The organism is Luteolibacter sp. LG18, from assembly GCF_036322585.1.
Lineage (GTDB): Bacteria > Verrucomicrobiota > Verrucomicrobiia > Verrucomicrobiales > Akkermansiaceae > Luteolibacter.
Genome location: NZ_AP024600.1, coordinates 2,732,520 through 2,751,163 on the forward strand (window position 1 = coordinate 2,732,520; position 18,644 = coordinate 2,751,163).

Sequence of the window (18,644 nt, forward strand, 5' to 3'; positions counted from 1 at the left end):
GAAATAATTATGGACTTGGCGGTGGGCGTTGGTAGCAGAAGCCGCATGTCCAAAACCAGTATTCAGTGGTGCGATGATTCGTCGAATCCCGTCATGGGCTGCGAAGGCTGCCCGCTTTTTCCAACGCCCCAGAAGGTCGCCGCGGCGGTGCTCAAAGAGCTCCTGGTCTTTGATCTGCCTCGCCAGCAGTTGAAGGAGTTGGTCGACGGGGAGTTTGGTGGGCGGCCCTTGTCCCGCCTCTACACGGATCGACGTCAGATCGCGGTGAAGATCGTCAAGCGTTTGAAGTCCCTTGGTGCCACCCTCAACGGGCTACGGGACATCATCTGGCGGGCCATCGCGTCCGCGGTCCGTTGCTACGCCGCAAACCTGCACTTGCGGTGGAGCTCCAAGCCCGATGGCCGGCGTGGCAACCCGGGCTTCGCGCCTTGGTTCGAGGAGCTGACCCTGTTCCCCGGCCGGATGGCGAAGACCGCCAAGCAGCCTTCCTTGAAGGGAGGCGCTCGACCTTCCAAGCCGTGGCTGGATGGGATGCCTCGGCTGGTCTTCGTCTCGGATATGGGAGATGCCCTCTCCAAGGGGGTTTCGTTCGACTACCTCAAGGCCGAGATCATCGATGCCGTGGTGAGCCGCGAGGGACGCAGACATGTGTGGCTGTGGCTGACGAAGCGACCGAAGCGCATGGCCGCCTTCGCCGCCTGGCTGCGGCTGCGAGGAATGGAGTGGCCCGAAAACCTGGTGCCGATGACTTCGGTCCTGGATGCCAAGATGGCCGTCCACGTGAAGTACCTCCGCGAGATTCCCGCCAAGATCAGGGGCCTCAGTGTCGAGCCCTTGTGGGGGCCGGTGGAGTTGGATTTGAGGGGGATCGATTGGGTCATCGTCGGGGGGGAATCCGGGCCTTATGCCAAGGAGTTCCATCTGGAGTGGGCCAGGGCGCTCCGTGACCAGTGCCGCCGCGAGGGCAAGGCCTTCTTCCTCAAACAACTCGGTCGTAGGCCTGTGGACGGTGGCAGTTCCCTGAGCCTGAAGGATCCCCATGGAGGGGATTGGTCCGAATGGCCGGAGGACCTCCGGATTCGCGAGATGCCTCCGGGCTTTCACGACATGGAGGAAATCCAGATCGAAATCTGAAACCGGACGGGCGGACGCTCGTGGCGCGATCAGGGAGTCCGTGTGGTGGGAACCCGGGTGTCGGGTTCCTCCGCTCGGGCTTCTTGTCTCTTTCCCTGATACCGCAGCCGTGTTTGAAGGCCACCAGCGGATCCTCCGGGTAGAACTTTACAGGGCGATCGGAGGTGGCCAGCCAGCCGCCGGGAGTCTTGAGTGTTCCTGTCCCGATCAAGTGATCAGGGGCCTGCCGCACAGACCCCAAGCGGAATCACGAACTGCACCGCGCCCATATTTCCAAGTCGAACCAGTCGCAACGCACATGTTCACTCACCCAAGACTGCCTCATATGATCGGCCTTCCCCCGAAGGGGCGGGCCTGCCCGCTCACCGGGCTTCCTCGGACCTCGTTGGAGACGTTGGTCAACCCGGCAAAGGCGGAAGGGAAAACGTGGATGGCGGGAGGACATCGGCGGATTGATCTCCGCTTTCTTCTCCGGTTTTTGCTCAAGCACGGTGTGGCGCGCGGTGGGTTTAAGACGGAGCTTGAGGCCCTATGTGCGGCGGAGTCGGTGTTTTCGCCCGTGCCTGCGGATATGTCCCGATACGAATCCGGTGCCACTCCCAGGGACAACGCGATGCCCCTCTTCGTGCGCATTCCCGGGCGTGGCGAACCCTGTCCGGTTTCAGACTTTACCAAGACCAAGATGAATCAGCTTCTCGCCGACGTGGGCGAGCCGATCTCTTCGCTATCGATTTCCTTGGCTGGAATCGGCACGACGGGAGGCGGAAAAAGAGGCACCCGGTTGATCAGCACCTATTCGCTGCTGAAATACCAGTTGCAGCCTGGCAGGTTGCCCTTTCCGACCGTTGAGCAGTTACGATCCCAGCTTGCAAGGCACCCGGTGGATGTCGCGATACGGGAGGGAGCCAAATCCACCCGCAAAATGGAGAAATCCGGGTTGGCTCCAGTGGGAGAGCTGCAGGTGATCCTCACCCCTCATAGTCCCAGCGACGAGAGCTGGATGGATGCTGAAACGTTGGCTGCCATCGAAGAGCATCTAGGGTCGGGAGAAGTGGACTGAAGACCCAGTTTTCCGGGTTGTAGTAGTAGTTACCCGAGGATGAGTGGTTTTTTCCGCACGCACCCGCTTCAAGCCGTATCCGAAGTCACCCCTGACCCCGATCATGGACCAAGCCGTTATTCATACCCCCCGCCTGCGTGTCCGCCCGGAGGTGGTGTCCCGCCATCCTGAGTTCACCGACACGTTGGCGGAGGTGGGCAGGTTCCAAGTGACCAGGAACGAGGAGGCAGGATCGGAGTGGCTGAACGTGAAGGTGGGTCCCGGCATCGGGGCCCGCCTCAACGTGAAGCAGGTGAGGGGCGACTTTCATTGCAATGAGATCCACCTGTTCACTCCGCATTGGATCTACGGACACAACTGCGGGGTGATTGCCGATCACCAGACCCTCCTGCTCGCTCTCCACCGCTACCACCGGGTGGTTTCCTCTCTGGTCGAGGATGGGGCCGAGCATCGGGTGCTGCCGGGGCTAGGAGAGGACAACGACAGCCATTGGCAGATGGTCGAGTTCCCGATGCACGTCGCTGACCCCGGATTCCGGCTGCTCAGGGCGTTTGAGCGGATTTCCCACGACAATATCCAAGGCTCTCCGTCGGTCACTCCGGGGTACCTGGTTGCGCTGAATGGAACGGATCTGAGGATCAAGGCCTACGACAAGGTGGCCCAGAAGAGCGGGGCGCGGAGCGTGGGACCGGACCCGGTTCTGAGGATCGAGGTGATCTGGCGCGAGAGCGTCCTGGCGGGGTATCTGGACGCTGCCCAGCGGGGCAAGGAGAAGGCGGGACGCCCTTGGGAGCCATGGGCGCAGGGATTCTCCTTCGAGACCCTGTATCGGGCGTTCCGGAAGGTGCTGCTGGAGTCACGGGGCGTGTTCATTCCGATGTATCCGGAGGAGCCCACGGAGAAACTGTCCCGCGTGCTGGCGAAGGTGCATTCGGTGACCGGCCTGCCGCTCTCCCAAATCGAGGAGATGCTGAGGGTGGAGGATGGTTCCAAGGGCGGCCGCACCACCCGTGACAACATGAAACGGATCCGGGAGTTGGTTGCCCGGGAGACCCGTCTGCAACTTGAAGATTTCCTGCCGGAGGGAGGTGTCATGGATCCTCCCGTCATCCAACTGCCCCGGGAGGACGCAAAGTTCCGGAAGCTCCAGATGTCCATGGGGCATATCGACCCGCGCATCCGGCAGGCGTACCACGATGGCAATTGCAGGGACTCGGCCAACTGGCAGCCCTTGCCGAATGATGGGGCGTTCCTTTGGACGGGGCCCCGCGGCGACAAGTATTTCGATCACCCTACGTCCCAGGTGGCGAAAGGGGCCCCCAAGGAGTCCACTCGGAACCGAGCGTAGCGCGCAGCGAAGCAAGCGCGAAGCGATGGTTCCCGCCGCAGCCCCCGAGCGCGTAGCAGTCGCGTCGCGGTCGTGCGTGGGGACGGGGAGGTTACGCGCAGCGTGAGCTCCCCGGCTCACCGCACAAGCGCTGGCCCCGAAGGGGTGAACGACAGAGAACGCGGATGCAGTTGCGCTATCGGGCTGCGGTAAACCGGACTCCAGGAGGGCCGGGAGGGCCCGCAATTCCACTGCTCCCGGTGTCATCAGGATTTGGAAGGGCGGCTTTTATCGCCCTGATCAGACCCTGAATAACCATGTTCATCACACTGACTGCCTCCCACTTCCCGCCCGGTGACGACGAGTCCCCGCCGTGGCTCATCGCGACGATTGAAACTGACGTCGACAGCCCGGAGGACCTGCGGGGCGAGATCCGCCACCTCCTCGAACTCCTCGGCGCCGCGGTGGAGGAGGCCTTGCTCACTTCAACCCATCCGCAGCCGGATGACCCATGTGCCTGTGGACACGGCCAACATCCTTTCGGTGGCCTCAGCTTTGCTCCCGGCACTCCGGAGAGAGAGGACTTGATGGCCCGGCTCCTCCATGAGTTGCTGGCTCCCGTCCGCCGTGCAGGCGGGTATGACCCACTACCGGGGGATGTGTTTCATTTTGGGGAAGGGGGTGGCCGTTGAGCCCGGTGGTCTCCTCGATGCTGGCGCGGCTCTCCTGCGTCCGGACGCGCCCGCCGCACCAACCGCTGCCGACACCCGCGCCAGCGGAGTGCGGCAAGCGGAGTGGTGCATGCCGGCGGCCCATTCGCTGGCTGGTGATTGCGCTCGGCCTGCTGGTGCTGGCCTGCCGTGAGGAACCGGCCCGGGGCCTGCCCGGGGTGAACCTCAACCTCGGCGAGGTCGGCGACGGATTGAAAACGATCGGCTACTCGGTCCTCGGCGCCGTAGTCGTTCTCGCTCTCGCCGGTCTAGCGCGCTCTTCCCGCTACTGATCCTCCTGCATGGAACCCATCCACTTCATCTACGCGTTCGGCATCATCGCCATGGTGGGGCTCATCCTGCTACTGCCCAAGTCCTTCCTGTGGCTGGCGGTCGCCGCCGTCATCGTGGCGCTGCTGGTCTTCAACCTCTGCCGCCGCCGCTGACCTTCCAGGGTAATGGGATCGTAGCCCAGGCCCCGCCATCCGAGGTTACTGGCCGGATGGCGGGGCCAAACCTTTTTGAACCTTCACTTACATCCACCTTCATGGAACTCCTCCTTCCTCCCGCCCCGGCCCCCGTGCCGGGCCTTCTGCTCCACCGCGGCGGTGTCACCGCCACCCGTGACGACGTCTTCACCGTCGAAACCCCGCCTCCCACCGACACCTGGTATCCGCTCTCCCACCGCTCGCTGGTGCAGGAGATTCAGTCCGGACTGGTGGGCTGCGGCTTCCGCGTCGAAGGCGAAAGCCACGCGCTCTCACACGAGGGTGCCCGCTACTTCGGCGTGTTCGCCATCTCGCTGCCGTCCCGGCCGGAGAACGGCGTCGGCTGGGTGGTGGGCGTGCGGAACTCCCACGACAAGCAGTATCCCGCCGGCCTCGTGGTGGGGACAACCATCACCGTGTGCGACAACCTGTGTTTTTCCGGCGAGGTGCGTTTATCGCGCAAGCACACCCGCCACGCTGCCCGGGACCTGTCGTACCTCATGAGCCGCGCCATCGGCGAGCTCGGTGGCAAACTCCGCAAGCTCGACGACCGCATCGCCGCCTACCGCGAACACGCACTGGAGGACCGCGAGGTCCACGACCTGATCGTGCGCTCGATCGACAACCGGGTGATCACGCCCACGCAAGTCCCGGATGTGCTCCACGAGTGGCGCCAGCCCCGGCACGAGGAATTCCAGCCGCGCACGCTGTGGTCGCTCTGGAATGCCTACACCGAGGTCTTCAAGGGCGGGAATCCCCACATCGCGGTTCGGCGCGGCCAGGCTCTCCACGGGCTCTGTGAAGGCGTGCTGGGCCTGGCGTCATGAACCCGGCTCGCGACTCCATCGGCCAGTTCCGCGTCGCGCGGGTGCGGGAGGACACTCCCGGACCCGTGCGGAAGCTCGATCATCCGGAAGCGGTTGTCGCCGCGTGGCACGACGAGATCGCCTCCGCGCCTTGGTTCGACCCGGCCAAGGAGCATGTGGTGGTGTTCGTCCTCGATACCCGCATGCACCTGGTGGGCTGGAATCTGGTGACCATTGGATTACTCAATGAATCGCTGTTCCATCCCCGCGAGGTGTTCCGCCCGGTGATCGTGGCGGCGGGCTACGGCTTCGTCGTGGTCCACAATCATCCCTCCGGCGATCCCTCGCCCAGCGGGGCCGATGAACGGGAGACACGCCGCCTGCGCGAAGCCGCGGAGCTGCTCCACCTGGCCTTCCACGACCACGTCATCATCGGCCGCGATGCCCACCACTCCTTTCGTGGTTCAGGTGCGCTATAACCCACGACTGCAACAACAACCCGACAGGGCGGCCCGGCCATCGCCGGGCCGCCCTGTTTGCTTTTTACCCTTCGACCTCTTCTTCGTGAATTCCTCCCTCTCTTTGCTTCTTGATGTTCCGTCTCCCGATCATCCCCGGAAGTCCGTCCATGATCCCGGAATGCAGCGGCTCCTGCCTTGCGAACCCTTCACGCCCATCGACGAAGCCGGCGCGATGGAGCTGATCCAGTCTTCCGATTGGTGCGCCCAGGAAGAACTCGACGGCGCTCGGCTGCGGTTACATGGCGCGGGTGGCCGGATCACCGCGTGGGATCGCCTCGGCAAGGTCGTGGCGATCCCGGGCCGACTGAAGTTGTCCGCCCTCGCGCTGGGCTTGGACTGCCTCCTCGATGGCGAATTGGTGGACGACACCTTCCACGCCTTCGACCTGTTGGAACTCGCCGGAGGCGACCTCACGGCGCTGCCACTGCGACAGCGTCTCGACCGGCTGAGCGATCTGCTTCACGGCCGGGACCGTTGGTCGATTTGTCAGGTGGCGACCGCCCGGCTCCGCTGGGAGAAGGAGACGCTGTTCGAGGTGCTGCGTGGCGAGCGCCGCAAGGGCATCGTGTTCAAGCCCCTCGGCGAGCCCTGCTGGAGCGGGGAAGGGGAGCGGGCTCCTTCATCCCGGAAGCTGTCGTTCCGTCCTTCGATGACCGGTCGGGTGATCGGGTTCGCCGGTGCACGTCGGATCGTCGTGAAAGGACTGTCCGAGCACGGAAGGCCGGTGAGCTGCACGGTGAAGATCCCGGACGACCATCACCTGCCGCCGGTGGGGACGATGGTGGAGGTTGGCTATCGAATGGCTGGTAATGTTGGCTTGATCGATCCGACCTTTGTGCGAAGGAGAGACGATTGGGCTGTCGCGTGAATGCTTCCGTTACTTGCCCGGAAGTCCTTTCTCGGCGCGGCGGATCAATGTACTCAGCGGGACACCCAAGCCTGCTGCCATCGCGACGCAGATCACGATGGTGGGGGCTCGTTCTCCACGCTCGAACATGATTACCCCTGTTCGGGAGACACCTGCGATCTCTGATAGCCGGTTGCGAGACAGGCCCTGCTTTTCACGCTCAAGCCTGAAAACCTCGCCCAATTTGCGGTTGAATTCAGACAGATCTTCGGCCTTCACGGCCTAATCGGCTACCAAGGCAATGGCGTGGTCATTCATGTCCTAATTAGGACATGTTGCGTTGACGATCACGGTTGCCCTGGCCTTAATGGGGGCGATGCCCCCGGAGGTCTCGCAGCCAATCAAATTCCACTGTCCTCACTGCCACACCCGGATCTGCAAGGGCACCGGCGTGTTCCGCATCCCCTAACCCGAACCAGCCATGAATCTTTCGCGACTGCTTCCGATCTTTCTGTCGTTCTTTTTCCTCTGTGGCTCCGCGCAGGCGGCACCCTCTGGCCAAGCTCTCCGTGCTATCGGGGAGGAGATCACCCTCTGGATAAGGGGCAGCCAGGCGGCAAAAGGGACCTACAACCGCATGGACCAGCAGGAGAAGTCCTCCGGTTACGGCAAGGTCTTGGTGGTCGTCATGATCGCCTGTCTGGGAGTCGCCTTCCTCAAGACACTCACCAAGCCTTCCCGCAAGGCAGCCGCTCGCCGGGTTCCTGCCGCTCCACCCCAGTCAGCACAACCGCCGCCGTTTCCGGTGGCGGTCGCTCCCTCGGTGAGCCCGCCGCCACAGGCCAACCAACCTCCCAGCCTCTTCATCGGCAAGGATGGCAAGCAGGCGGGGCCATTCACCACCGACCAGGTGGGCTCCATGTTGCAAGGCGGCCTGCTACTGCCCTCCGATCTCGTATGGCACGAAGGGCGGCCCGATTGGATTCCGCTGTGGCAGTTCTTCGGCATGGCTTCGCCGACCTGACGGTCCTCGTCGCTGGTGTGTCACGAAGCTCCGTTGCCTGTACGCGGCCCGCGGTGGCCGCGTTTCATTCTTACCCTCATTTCACCATGATCCGTTTCTCCTCATTCCTCTTCATCCTCAGCCTGCTGCCGGTCGCCTGGGCCGAGCCGCAGCCACCGAAATCCGAAACCGAACTGGTCACCCGGTTCCTCGACTCGCGCGGGCAATTCGACCGCCTGCTCCGCACCAAGAAGGATCAGGCTTCGATCGACACCCTCTGCGACCAGTATGGCACCGCTTTGAAGGGACTGGGCACCGCGGCGACCTCCGCGCCCACCCTCGCGCCCTTGATCGAAGGCGAGTCCACACGGCTTGCCGAGGTGCGGAAGAACTTCCTGCAACGGCCCTCGGACTACGCCCGGATCAGCCTCGATCCCGGCTGGGCCGACAACAAGGAATACAAGAACGCCTCGGAGGACCTAGCCACCGTCCTTCGACCGGTAATGGCAGGTGTGGGAACGTGGAAGTTGCCGCCGCACGCCCAGGCCGATTTCGGCAACGGCAGTAACCTCCTCTTGCAGCCCTACCTCACGGCCCTCCCCGCGTTCGTCGACGCGGTGCCGCAGTTGAAGGGCCTCAAGCCCGCCAAGGCCCGGGTGCCGGTTGGCATGCCCGGGTTCCCGAAGAAGAGCTTCTACTACCACTCTTACGATGGCTCGTTTGACTTCCCGAGCGGGTTGAGCGGTGTGACCTTCAACCGGCTTTACGTTGTGACGGACCCGCTCGACCAGGTGGTGGCGCTGCAATACTGCTGCGAAGCCCCGCCGAACCATTCCGTCCGGGACATGGGGATCGGGATCTTCAACTTCGTGCAGTTCCGCCGCAAGGGCAGTACCACCGCGCGGGTAGAGTATGAAACCAAGCCGCAGAAGGACGGCTCGGCGCTGGTCATCACCAAGCTCGGCGTGGAAGAGCGCCGCGGTTCCAGCTCGGCGACGTGCAAGGAGATCAACGTGCTGGTGCTGCCGAAGCCCACGCTCCAGTTGATCGACTACGTGCTGCAGCAGCCGTAATAGAGCCTCGGATCGCCGAGATCGAATACCCGCTCATTCCGCCGGAGGAAACTCCGGTGGGATGAGCGTTTTTTTACCTCGGTTGTAGGACTAACTTGGCAGAGCCGGCGAGGAATGGTGCGATCCATTCGCGGCGACACGCCGAGTGCTGGGCTGCGTATCGTTCCCTTTCCTTGGAGGTAAAAATTAATCATTTAATTTTTTTCTTGATTGGGATAGCCCAAAATTTACACCTCGGCAAGTCAACCTCAGAAATCCAATTCATAATATCCGAAACCTTGGCCGGACCACTTAAATTTAAAAGAGTCCCAGGGGGCCAACCTGCGCGTGGTCCTTTGGCCCAAACCGTGGAAGCGAGGGTGGGATCGGCTAGGTGGTGGTCGTTGATTCGAGAGGAGTGGAGTCTAATTGCGGGCTACTTCCTCTGAATTAGAGAATTTTCGTATTCGCATTTTAAATAACGCGGGCTGCTTTGTTTTGATGAAAATTAATCGTTTAACTCAATACTCCGGAAGCAGCCGTCGATCCTGAATCCAACCCGGAATTGTCCCCCACAGACCCCAATGAAACCCCGAACTCAGTTTCCCGCCTTCGGCAAGAAACCCGGCCTGCGCCGCCGGGGCTTCTCGCTCATCATCACGCTGCTGATGATGGTGCTGCTTTCGACCATCGCCCTCGGCCTGCTGGGGCTCTCCGGCATCACCCTGCGCACCTCCACCCGCGGTGAAGCGATGCAAATGGCCCGCGCGAACGCCCGCATGGCCCTGATCATGGCCATCGGCGATCTCCAGAAGACCCTCGGTCCGGACACCCGCATCAGCACCACCGCCGACCAGATCCAGGGCGATTCCGTGGACGAGTCGAAGCCGCCCGTCGCCCAACGCAATTGGGTGCGTGCCTACAAGTCCTGGGCTACCGGTAAACCCGGTGATCCCCGCGTGGCCCCTGAGTTCCAGCAGTGGCTGGTGTCCGGTGATCCCACCCAGCTCAAGAACCCCGACTTTGCCGTGTCCGCGGTGACCGGCGATTCCGTGGAGATCGTCACCGCCAACACCGTGGGCAGCACCGGCCAGCCCGTGCGCGTGCCGCTGATCACCCGCAAGGACACCACAGCCGCCAAGAACAACGATCGCCTCGGCTGGTGGGTTAGCGATCTGGGAACCAAGGCCCAGGTGGCTCCCGCCGCCAAGACCCCGAGTGCCCTCGCCGAGGTCCGCTCCGACCAGCAGGCCGCCCCGGCCTACGCGCTGAAGAACGCCGGCACCGGCACCACCAAGCCCTTCGCCGCGGTCACCACCACCGATCCGAAGCTCGGCCGCCTGCCTACCTGGCAGAGCAGCGCGCTCATCGCGGACAAGCCGGAGAATACCCGCGGCCTCTACCACGACTTCGCCACCCAGAACCGCGGCCTGCTCACCAACGTCCGCACCGGCGGCTTCCGCAAGGACCTCTCAATGGAGTTGGAGCGCGCCCCCGGGCAAAAGCCAGACTCCACCAGCACTGCCCTTTACCAGGTCGGCGGGGAGACCGGCATCAACCTCCAGGAGCTTTGGAGCTACTACAATATCTACAAGCAGCTCAAGCGTGGTGGCTCCTACACCTACACGACCGGCGGCACCTTGTCTTCCAACGCCCCCTACCTTCTGGTGGCCGAGGATGCGACGAAGTGTGCCGATGATGAGAACTTCTACCTGAAGCAGCCGGTCATCACCAGTTACCAGATGGCGCTGTCGTTCAAGACCATGCCCGTCACGGTCAGCGGAGCCACGGTCAACCGCCTTCACCTCTACGCCGATCCGATCATCACCCTCTGGAACCCGCTGGATGTGCCGGTGGTGATCCCGGCCAAGAACTACATAACGGTGAAGTACTGGCAGATCCCCTATGACATGGTGATCTCCAAGGGGGGGACCATCTTCAGTTGTCCGCTGGCTGCGAGTCTCTCCGATGCCACCACTACCTCCGATGGAGACTCGAACTTCCTCAGCATGCGCATGGGCGTCCTCCAGCAGATCGTGCTGAAGCCCGGCGAGGTGGTGAAAATGTCCCAGGTCGGCGCGGCCATTCCCAAATCCTCCGTCGGTAGCAGCGGCCACCAGCTCGATGCCAACAAGGGCTTCAACTACGGCGGCGGCGTCTACATGCCGGTGCGCACCCGCGCCGGCCAATACGTCGACGTCGCCGCCACCGACTCGATCAGCTATTCGTTGCAACCGAACGAGTTTACCGCCGGAGCCACCTCGCAAAGTGGCCACACGGTGAACAGTGGTGGCACGAGCCACAGCCGCCACTTCTCCTTGACCCACCACGAAGTTTACATGGGTGAGGATCGCGGTACCCCCAGCCTTGGCTACGGCAACATGACCATCGATTGGGACTTCGGCGACCGCCGCCTCAAGCCCACCGATCAGAACCGCGCTGATTTCGGCCCCGGCACCAAGAAGCCCGCCGAACGCCTTTACGCCAACGTCTCCCGCCTCAGCAGTATTTTCCGCACCATCACCGGCCCCTCGGAAACCCGCAGCCTGTCCTTCGCCTCCTTGAATTCCCAGAAGCAGCCCTTCGTCCTCTTCTCCTTCAATGCCAAGACCGAAAAGGGCGGCGACCGCGGCACCCGCAGCCTCGCCCGCTTCAACCCGAAGGCCCTCCACGTCGACTTCTACGACCTCACCGACAAGGAGCGCGACCTGCTGCCCTACGAATACACCGTGGAACCTCTGCTGAGCTGGAAGAACACCAAGCTCGAGGTCAGTTCCTCCGGCAACGGCTACTTCGGCGGTGGCATGGATGCGGCCAGCGGCTGCAGCACCGTGATCACCCACTCGATCCCGCGGGAGCCGCTCGTTTCGCTCGCCGCTTTCCAGCACTCCTTCGCCAACGGCTTCGACATCGTCAAGCCCCGCTACGGCTACGCTTCCCTCAACACCCGCGAGCCGATGCTGCCGCAGATTTCCCACGCGATCGGCAACTCCGCCGCCACCCCGGTTCTGCCTGCCAACAAGTCGGAAGGAACCCTTTCCGGCAATCGCCCGCTGGCCGACCACTCCTACCTCGCCAACCAGGCGCTGTGGGACACCTGGTTCTGCTCGGGCATCGCACCGCAAACCGTCGACGGCTACTCCCGCAGCCGCACCCAGAAGCAGGTCGCTCAGGAGTTCTTCACCGGCACCACCCCGCTGCCCGTGGCCGCCTACAAGGCCGAGCTCCGCGGCCAGAAGGCCGATACCCTCGTCTCCACCTACTTCTCCGGCACCACGCCGTCCCCCAATGCTACCGCCATCATCGCCAGCCTCATCCGCGTGGATGGCATGTTCAACGTGAACTCCACCTCCGTGGAGGCGTGGAAGAGCCTGCTCGGCGCTCTGCGCGACCGCCCGGTGGTCGTGGCTGACGCCAGCGGCCGGGAATCCCTCAAGACCGAGAGCGGCACCACGCTCGTGGCCGGCCTGCGCGCGCCGCAAGACCTACTCATCAACCCGTCCAGCGATGTTCAGGCCGCCGATCAATGGTCCGGTCGCCGCACGCTCACCGACGAACAGATCGAGGCTCTCGCCCGCGACATCGTCCGTGAAGTCCGCAAGCGCGGCCCCTTCCTCTCGTTGGCCGATTTCGTGAACCGCCGCGTCGGCTCCAACGAGGAGATCGCCCGCAGCGGTGCCATCCAGAGCGCACTGGACTTCGGCTCGAACACCATCAACAGCCCCTACCGCCAGAGCCGCGCTGTCTCGTCCGCCGTCTCGGGCCGCTTCGCCTTCCCGAAGGCCGAGGATGGCCCGATCTCCACCGGTGCCCCGGGCGTGGTCAGCCAGGCTGACATCCTCACCCCGATCGCCCCGGTGCTCTCCGCCCGCTCGGATTCCTTCGTGATCCGCGCCTACGGCGACCGCACCGACGCCGATGGCAAGGTGATCGCCCGCGCCTGGTGCGAGGCCGTCGTCCAGCGCTCGCCCGAGTTCGTCGATCCGGTCGACGCCGTCGACAAGGACTACACCAAGATCAGCTCGCTCAACCAGCGCTTCGGCCGCCGCTTTGAGATCGTCTCCTTCCGCTGGATCGATTCCCGCGAATCCTAAGCCTCTCCGGTCGCCCGCCTTTTGCCCACCTCCCACGCCATGACCAAACGCCTCTTCGGATTCCTCCTGCTGGTGCTCACCCAACCGCTCGCCGCCCAGGATCATGCCCCCGCCACGCCTCCGAAGAAGGACGAAGGCCCGCAGGTCCGCTTCCTCGCCGAACGCGTGCCGCCGAACCTTGGCGACGTGGTCATGCAGGTGGGGGACAACAAGTCCACCGCCTTCACCCTGCCGGTCAACCAGCTCTCCGAACCGCAGGCCGCTTCCGGGCGCGCCTTCACGCTGAAGACCGCGGACAAGGGCACCCCGTTATGCCCGGTGACCTTGCCCGAGGACGGTAAGTCCTTCGCCGTGATTCTCGTCCTCGCCCCGCCCTCGGCCTACGCGCCGGTGGTGGTGCGCACCGATGATCCCGATTTCAAGTCCGGCGACGTGTTCTTCATCAACCGCTCGGCCCAGCCGGTGCTCGGCAAGGTGGGCGACACCAAGGTCGGGCTGCGTCCCGGTGAGTCCCGCAAGCTGCGCCCGACCAATCCGGTGAACAACACCTACTACGACGTGGCCTTTGGGGTGCAGGAAGGCGACAAGAACCGTGTCATCAGCACCACCCGCTGGCCGATCGACAACCTGCAGCGCAGCTACGTGTTCTTCTTCACCTCCACGGACGGCACCACGACCTTCCGCGCGGTGGACGAGTTCCTGCCCGCACCCATGGAGAAGCCGTGAGGGAGAGGTTCCATCGGCGACGGATGCTTCTCCTACCTGAAGGTCTCTGCCCGCTGGATCCAACTGGCGATTGTCCTCCTCGGAAGGCATCATGGTTCTCTATTCCGATGGTGAGGGTGACCGTATGGATAGGATTTGGCACCACGAGGTGCCATCGCGCAGATTGCCTCAGGCTTGGCTCGATCGAATGTATCGGCAGATGAGAATCGCCGAAGTCACCAGTGATTATTCTCCCCCATTCCACTAACGATAAAAAGTTCATGAAGTCATTGATGCTTGCTCTTGCCGCCGTTTTCTTCCTCTGCGGCAACAGCCGTTCCGAGGACTCCAACCGCTATATATTCCTTTGTTTTGGCCAATCGAATATGGAGGGATTTCCTGGAATCGAACCCCAGGACAAAGGGCCGGTGTCTAAAAGGTTCCAAGTGTTCGCTGCTGTGGATTTTCCGGAGTTGAAGCGAGAAAAGGGGCGCTGGTACCCGGCGACTCCACCGCTGTGCCGCCCCAATTCCGGAATTTCTCCTGCGGATTATTTCGGTCGTACGCTCGTGGCTGGATTACCAGGGAACATCAAGGTCGGGGTGGTGAGCGTCGCTGTTGCTGGCAGCAAGATAGAGGTGTTCCAGAAGGACTCGTTTCAATCCTACGTCGAATCCGCTCCGGATTGGCTGAAGAGCACTGTTGCGGCCTACGATGGCAATCCGTATCAAAAACTCGTCGGAATGGCGAAACTGGCGCAAAAGGACGGCGTCATTAAAGGCATCCTGCTGCACCAAGGCGAATCGAATGCTGGCGACAAGGAGTGGCCTGCCAAAGTGAAGGGAATTTACACCAATCTATTGATCGATTTGGGTCTCAAGGCTGAAGAGGTTCCCTTGCTTGTGGGCGAACTCGTGGATGCGGAGCACAATGGCGCGTGCGCGGGCATGAACGAGATCATCAGGAATTTGCCCAATGCAATTCCTACAGCTCACGTCGTTTCGTCAAAGGGCTGCGAGGGGCTGCCGGATCGCCTGCATTTCACGCCCGCCGGATACCGTGAGTTGGGACGGCACTATGCGGAAATCATGTTGCCGCTGCTTGCCCGTGGCGCTTCTGAACGAAAGTAAGCCGAAGTGCATTCGCCTCCGTCCTTCGTTCCGGGCGGGGAGAGAACCCCTTCCGTACCATGAATCCCATGCCAACCGTGGCCACCATTGAAAAACCCTCGCCCGCGCGCGCGGGCATGTTGACATCCATCAGGCGTTCGCTCGGCCAGGAGCTGGGGCTGCTGCTGGTCGTGCTGTTGATCGGCACGGTCCTCGGCATCCACGGCTGGAACGATGCCGCGCCCGGCCGTCCGAACACCTTCCTCAATGCCGACAACCTCATCGACGGCATCGCCACGCCGATGTCCTACTATGCGATCATGGCCGTGGGCCTCACGCTGGTGATCATCACCGGCGGGATCGACATCTCGGTGGGTTCGGTGATGGCGCTTTCCGCGCTCGGCACGGCGGCGGTGCTCCAGCGGCTGCCCGCGGATGCCCCCGCGATCCAGGTGCTGCCGCTGGCGGTGTGCGTGCCGCTCGGGATCGGCCTGCTGTGCGGGTTGATCAACGGAGGCCTGATCGTGGGCCTTTCGCTGCATCCCTTCATCGTCACGCTCGGCACGATGAGCATCTTCCGCGGACTGGCGAACGTGTTGCCCGCGGAGAAGACCCTGCCGGCCGCGGGCAAGCGGTTGCCGCAGGCGTTCACGACGGACTTCATGCGCATCGAGGTCGGCGGTCTCCAGCCGATGCCGCTGGTGATCATGCTGGTCTGCATCGTGGCGGGCGCGTTCTACCTGCGGATGCTGGTGGCGGGCCGCGAGACCTACGCGATCGGCGGCAACGAGGAGGCGGCGCGCTTCAGCGGCCTGCGGGTCGGCTGGATCAAGCTGCGCACCTACGCGCTGGCCGGGCTATGCGCGGGCATCGCCGGGATGGTGTCGGTGGGCCGCTTCGGCACCGCTTCCACCAGCACCGGCACCGGCTACGAGCTGACCGTGATCGCGGCGGCGGTGGTCGGTGGCGCGAGTCTCCTGGGCGGGCGCGGCACGGCGCTTGGCGCGCTGCTGGGCACGCTGGTCATCGCGCTGATCGAGAACGGCATCATCATCCTGCGCCTGGCGCAGGAGTATCGCCTGGTGATCATCGGTCTGGCCATCATCGTGGCCGTCTCGCTCGACCGCCTCGGCTCCCACCTGCGCGCGCGCCGCGCCTCCGCCAAACACTGAACCTCACTCCCATAAACCCCACCATGATGAACACCAAATCCCTTATCGCCTGCGCGATCGTTGCCGCGGGCTGTCTCACCTTCACCGGCTGCACCAAGAAGGCCGCCACCGGCGAGGGCGGCAAACGCAAGGTCCTCATCGGCTTCATTGGCAAGAGCCTGACCAACGATGTCTTCCAGGCCGCGCAGACCGGAGCCAAGGACGCCGCCCGTGAATACTCCGCCAGCCACGACGTGGAGGTGGAGATCGAGATCCGCACGCCGAACGACGAGGACGCGACCAAGCAGGCCGAGGCGATCGAGGCGCTGGTCCGCCAGGGCGCGCAGGGCATCGCGATCTCCTGCTCCGAGGCGAACACCGTGCAGCCCGCGATCGACAAGGCGGTGGCCAAGGGCGTGGCGGTGATGTGCTTCGATTCCGATGCTCCCGGCAGCAAGCGCTTCGCCTACTACGGCACCGACGACAAGTCGTGTGGCGAGCGCACCGTGGACGAACTGGCGAAGGCGATGGGCGGCAAGGGCACCATCGCGATCCTCGGCGGCAACCAGAGCGCGCCGAACCTCCAGAACCGCGTGGCGGGCGCCAAGGCGGCGCTGGCGAAGTATCCGGAGATGAAGCTCAATGAACCCGGCGTGTTCTACCACGTGGAGACTCCGGAGAAGGCGGCGGAGGCGGTGCAGTCCGCGCAGAACGCCAACCCGGGCATCCAGGGCTGGGTGTTCATCGGCGGTTGGCCGCTGTTCACCGCGGACGCGCTGAAGTGGCCCGCCGGTTCGATCAAGGTGGCGTCGGTCGACGCGCTGCCGGCGCAGCTCGGCTACCTGAAGTCCGGCCACGTGGAGGTGCTGCTGGCGCAGGATTGCTACGGTTGGGGCACGAAGTCGGTGGGCATCCTGCTCGACAAGGTGCTCGACAACAAATCGCCCGCCGACGCCCGGGTGGTCGATCCGCTCACGAAGGTGACGAAGGAGAATGTCGATGGGTTCGGCAAGAACTGGGAGAAGTGGCTCGCCAAGTGATTTTGCCATGAACGACTCCGGCTTCATCCGTTTCGACGGCATCACCAAGGTCTTCGGCGGGGTCACCGCGCTGAAGGACGTTTCCCTCGCGATCGGCCGCGGCGAGTGCCACGGCCTGATGGGGGAGAATGGCGCGGGCAAGTCCACGCTGGGCAAGGTGCTGGCGGGTATCCACCGGCCGGACGGCGGCGGGCTGGAGATCGACGGCACCGCCCATGCCTTCTCCTCGCCGCGCGACGCGCAGGCGGCCGGCGTGGCGATGGTCCACCAGGAGCTGGCGTTCTGCCCGGACCTGAGCGTGGCGGAGAACCTGTGCATGGGCCGCTACCCGCGCCGCCGCGGGGTGCTGGACCGGGCGGCGATGGCGCGGGAGGCCGCGCGGCTGCTCGGCGACATCGGCATCGAGCTGGACGTGTGGCAGCCGATGCGCAGCCTTTCCACCGCGCAGGAGCAACTGGTGCAGATCGCCGCGGCGGTGGGCACGAACCCGCGCATCATCGTCTTCGACGAGCCGACCAGCTCGCTGGCGGAGCCGGACGCGCAGAACCTCTTCCGGCTGATCGAAAGTCTGAAGGACCGCGGGATCACGACGATCTACGTCTCCCACCGGATGCCGGAGCTGTTCCGGCTCTGCGACCGTATCAGCGTGCTACGGGACGGGCAGTACGTGGGGACGCTGGCGAAGGCCGAGATGACGCACGACGCGGTGGTCTCGATGATGATCGGGCGCAGCGTGCAGGACTACCTTCCCGCCCACGGTGACCGCCGGGTGGGAGAGGTGGTGCTGAGCGTGCGCGACCTGAGCTCGCCGGGGAAATTCCGCGGCGTGTCGTTCGACGTTCGCGCGGGCGAGATCGTGGGCTTCGCCGGGCTGGTGGGCGCGGGCCGCAGCGAGATCGCGCAGGCGATCTTCGGGCTCGATCCACGGGCGACCGGCACGGTGACGATCGGCGGCGAGACGCTGAAGCTCGGCTCGATCCGGGCCTCGCTCGCGGCCGGGGTGGGGCTGGTGCCGGAGGACCGGAAGCGCCAGGGCTGCGTGCTGGGGATGTCGTGCCGCTCGAACATCGGCATGGCCATCCTCGACCGATTGCGGCGTTTCGGCGTGCTCGACCACGCGGGCGAGAAGCAGGTGGCGGAGGAGTATTTCGCGAAGCTGCGGGTGAAGGCGGCGTCGCTGGACGCGCCGGTGAACTCGTTGAGCGGGGGCAACCAGCAGAAGGTGGTGCTGGCGAAGTGGCTGGCCCGCGGTGGCCGGTTCCTGATCGTGGACGAGCCGACGCGCGGGGTGGATGTCGGCGCGAAGGCGGCGATCCACGCGCTGGTGGACGACCTGGCGCAGCAGGGGCTGGCGGTGATGCTGGTGTCCTCGGAGCTGCCGGAGCTGCTGAACCTTTCGACGCGGGTGCTGGTGATGCGGGAGGGCGACCTGGTGGGCGAGCTGCGGCATGAGACGGCGACGCAGGATACCGTGTTGCGCCTGATGGCGGGCGTGGCGGCGTAGGAAGAGAGCTCGGAGAGAAAGCGATGTGCCCAACAGGTCGCGCGATCATGCTCTGCCGATAGTCTAAAGATCACAAGATCTGATATAAACATA

18 protein-coding genes are annotated in these 18,644 nt (G+C 63.9%); 17 read left to right on the forward strand and 1 reads right to left on the reverse strand.

Going from position 1 to position 18,644, the window contains the following annotated elements:
* Window positions 1-45 precede the first annotated feature (45 nt).
* The 9 genes from llg_RS11385 to llg_RS11425 all read left to right on the forward strand — a co-directional run bounded on the left by llg_RS11385 (window position 46) and on the right by llg_RS11425 (window position 6,914).
* Window positions 46-1,134, forward strand: coding sequence for a DUF5131 family protein (locus llg_RS11385; protein ID WP_338287145.1), 1,089 nt, complete (start codon window positions 46-48; stop codon window positions 1,132-1,134).
* Window positions 1,135-1,459: 325 nt separating this feature from the next.
* A complete protein-coding gene (locus llg_RS11390; protein ID WP_338287144.1) occupies window positions 1,460-2,194 on the forward strand; it encodes a hypothetical protein in 735 nt (244 codons plus the stop codon).
* A 103-nt stretch (window positions 2,195-2,297) separates the two neighbouring features.
* Entirely contained in the window at window positions 2,298-3,542 is a 1,245-nt protein-coding gene (locus llg_RS11395; RefSeq protein WP_338287143.1) for a hypothetical protein, read from the forward strand.
* A 296-nt stretch (window positions 3,543-3,838) separates the two neighbouring features.
* Entirely contained in the window at window positions 3,839-4,213 is a 375-nt protein-coding gene (locus tag llg_RS11400; RefSeq protein ID WP_338287142.1) for a hypothetical protein, read from the forward strand.
* A 134-nt stretch (window positions 4,214-4,347) separates the two neighbouring features.
* Complete coding sequence (locus llg_RS11405; RefSeq protein WP_338287141.1) at window positions 4,348-4,524, forward strand: hypothetical protein; 177 nt, start codon at window positions 4,348-4,350, stop codon at window positions 4,522-4,524.
* Window positions 4,525-4,533: 9 nt separating this feature from the next.
* On the forward strand, window positions 4,534-4,677 hold the full coding sequence (locus tag llg_RS11410) for a hypothetical protein (RefSeq protein ID WP_338287140.1): 144 nt from the start codon (window positions 4,534-4,536) through the stop codon (window positions 4,675-4,677).
* Between the two features lie 101 nt (window positions 4,678-4,778).
* Window positions 4,779-5,546 carry a DUF932 domain-containing protein gene (locus tag llg_RS11415; protein ID WP_338287139.1) on the forward strand — a complete coding sequence of 256 codons (768 nt, stop codon included), beginning with the start codon at window positions 4,779-4,781 and terminating at the stop codon, window positions 5,544-5,546.
* Window positions 5,543-6,004 carry a JAB domain-containing protein gene (locus llg_RS11420; protein WP_338287138.1) on the forward strand — a complete coding sequence of 154 codons (462 nt, stop codon included), beginning with the start codon at window positions 5,543-5,545 and terminating at the stop codon, window positions 6,002-6,004. The genes llg_RS11415 and llg_RS11420 overlap by 4 nt, the downstream gene beginning before the upstream one ends.
* A 160-nt stretch (window positions 6,005-6,164) precedes the next feature.
* Window positions 6,165-6,914: a hypothetical protein gene (locus llg_RS11425; RefSeq protein ID WP_338290054.1), complete on the forward strand. Its 750-nt coding sequence runs from the start codon at window positions 6,165-6,167 to the stop codon at window positions 6,912-6,914.
* A 9-nt stretch (window positions 6,915-6,923) separates the two neighbouring features.
* Here the strand turns inward: llg_RS11425 and llg_RS11430 are convergent, their stop codons facing one another.
* Window positions 6,924-7,172 carry a helix-turn-helix transcriptional regulator gene (locus llg_RS11430; RefSeq protein WP_338290055.1) on the reverse strand — a complete coding sequence of 83 codons (249 nt, stop codon included), beginning with the start codon at window positions 7,170-7,172 and terminating at the stop codon, window positions 6,924-6,926.
* A 202-nt stretch (window positions 7,173-7,374) separates the two neighbouring features.
* Here llg_RS11430 and llg_RS11435 point away from each other — a divergent pair, with 202 nt between their 5' ends.
* The 8 genes from llg_RS11435 to llg_RS11470 all read left to right on the forward strand — a co-directional run bounded on the left by llg_RS11435 (window position 7,375) and on the right by llg_RS11470 (window position 18,551).
* Complete coding sequence (locus tag llg_RS11435; protein ID WP_338290056.1) at window positions 7,375-7,917, forward strand: DUF4339 domain-containing protein; 543 nt, start codon at window positions 7,375-7,377, stop codon at window positions 7,915-7,917.
* A gap of 86 nt (window positions 7,918-8,003) precedes the next feature.
* Window positions 8,004-8,969 (forward strand): hypothetical protein, encoded by a 966-nt coding sequence (locus llg_RS11440; protein ID WP_338290058.1) that lies wholly within the window; start codon window positions 8,004-8,006, stop codon window positions 8,967-8,969.
* Between the two features lie 563 nt (window positions 8,970-9,532).
* Window positions 9,533-13,042, forward strand: coding sequence for a hypothetical protein (locus llg_RS11445; RefSeq protein WP_338290059.1), 3,510 nt, complete (start codon window positions 9,533-9,535; stop codon window positions 13,040-13,042).
* Window positions 13,043-13,081: 39 nt separating this feature from the next.
* On the forward strand, window positions 13,082-13,768 hold the full coding sequence (locus llg_RS11450; protein ID WP_338290060.1) for a hypothetical protein: 687 nt from the start codon (window positions 13,082-13,084) through the stop codon (window positions 13,766-13,768).
* A gap of 260 nt (window positions 13,769-14,028) precedes the next feature.
* Window positions 14,029-14,877 carry a sialate O-acetylesterase gene (locus llg_RS11455; RefSeq protein WP_338290061.1) on the forward strand — a complete coding sequence of 283 codons (849 nt, stop codon included), beginning with the start codon at window positions 14,029-14,031 and terminating at the stop codon, window positions 14,875-14,877.
* Window positions 14,878-14,936: 59 nt separating this feature from the next.
* Window positions 14,937-16,028, forward strand: coding sequence for an ABC transporter permease (locus llg_RS11460; RefSeq protein ID WP_338290062.1), 1,092 nt, complete (start codon window positions 14,937-14,939; stop codon window positions 16,026-16,028).
* A 23-nt stretch (window positions 16,029-16,051) separates the two neighbouring features.
* Complete coding sequence (locus llg_RS11465) at window positions 16,052-17,047, forward strand: substrate-binding domain-containing protein (protein WP_338290063.1); 996 nt, start codon at window positions 16,052-16,054, stop codon at window positions 17,045-17,047.
* 7 nt (window positions 17,048-17,054) lie between these two features.
* Complete coding sequence (locus llg_RS11470) at window positions 17,055-18,551, forward strand: sugar ABC transporter ATP-binding protein (RefSeq protein ID WP_338290064.1); 1,497 nt, start codon at window positions 17,055-17,057, stop codon at window positions 18,549-18,551.
* The last annotated feature ends 93 nt before the right edge of the window (window positions 18,552-18,644 follow it).

Bases quoted from the DNA above. Each gene is read 5' to 3' on its own strand.
- llg_RS11450 (WP_338290060.1), top strand. From the start codon at position 13,082: ATGACCAAACGCCTCTTCGGATTCCTCCTGCTGGTGCTCACCCAACCG.
- llg_RS11425 (WP_338290054.1), top strand. From the start codon at position 6,165: ATGCAGCGGCTCCTGCCTTGCGAACCCTTCACGCCCATCGACGAAGCC.
- llg_RS11415 (WP_338287139.1), top strand. From the start codon at position 4,779: ATGGAACTCCTCCTTCCTCCCGCCCCGGCCCCCGTGCCGGGCCTTCTG.
- llg_RS11445 (WP_338290059.1), top strand. From the start codon at position 9,533: ATGAAACCCCGAACTCAGTTTCCCGCCTTCGGCAAGAAACCCGGCCTG.
- llg_RS11470 (WP_338290064.1), top strand. From the start codon at position 17,055: ATGAACGACTCCGGCTTCATCCGTTTCGACGGCATCACCAAGGTCTTC.
- llg_RS11435 (WP_338290056.1), top strand. From the start codon at position 7,375: ATGAATCTTTCGCGACTGCTTCCGATCTTTCTGTCGTTCTTTTTCCTC.
- llg_RS11400 (WP_338287142.1), top strand. From the start codon at position 3,839: ATGTTCATCACACTGACTGCCTCCCACTTCCCGCCCGGTGACGACGAG.
- llg_RS11390 (WP_338287144.1), top strand. From the start codon at position 1,460: ATGATCGGCCTTCCCCCGAAGGGGCGGGCCTGCCCGCTCACCGGGCTT.
- llg_RS11410 (WP_338287140.1), top strand. From the start codon at position 4,534: ATGGAACCCATCCACTTCATCTACGCGTTCGGCATCATCGCCATGGTG.
- llg_RS11465 (WP_338290063.1), top strand. From the start codon at position 16,052: ATGATGAACACCAAATCCCTTATCGCCTGCGCGATCGTTGCCGCGGGC.
- llg_RS11440 (WP_338290058.1), top strand. From the start codon at position 8,004: ATGATCCGTTTCTCCTCATTCCTCTTCATCCTCAGCCTGCTGCCGGTC.
- llg_RS11455 (WP_338290061.1), top strand. From the start codon at position 14,029: ATGAAGTCATTGATGCTTGCTCTTGCCGCCGTTTTCTTCCTCTGCGGC.
- llg_RS11385 (WP_338287145.1), top strand. From the start codon at position 46: ATGTCCAAAACCAGTATTCAGTGGTGCGATGATTCGTCGAATCCCGTC.
- llg_RS11420 (WP_338287138.1), top strand. From the start codon at position 5,543: ATGAACCCGGCTCGCGACTCCATCGGCCAGTTCCGCGTCGCGCGGGTG.
- llg_RS11395 (WP_338287143.1), top strand. From the start codon at position 2,298: ATGGACCAAGCCGTTATTCATACCCCCCGCCTGCGTGTCCGCCCGGAG.
- llg_RS11460 (WP_338290062.1), top strand. From the start codon at position 14,937: ATGAATCCCATGCCAACCGTGGCCACCATTGAAAAACCCTCGCCCGCG.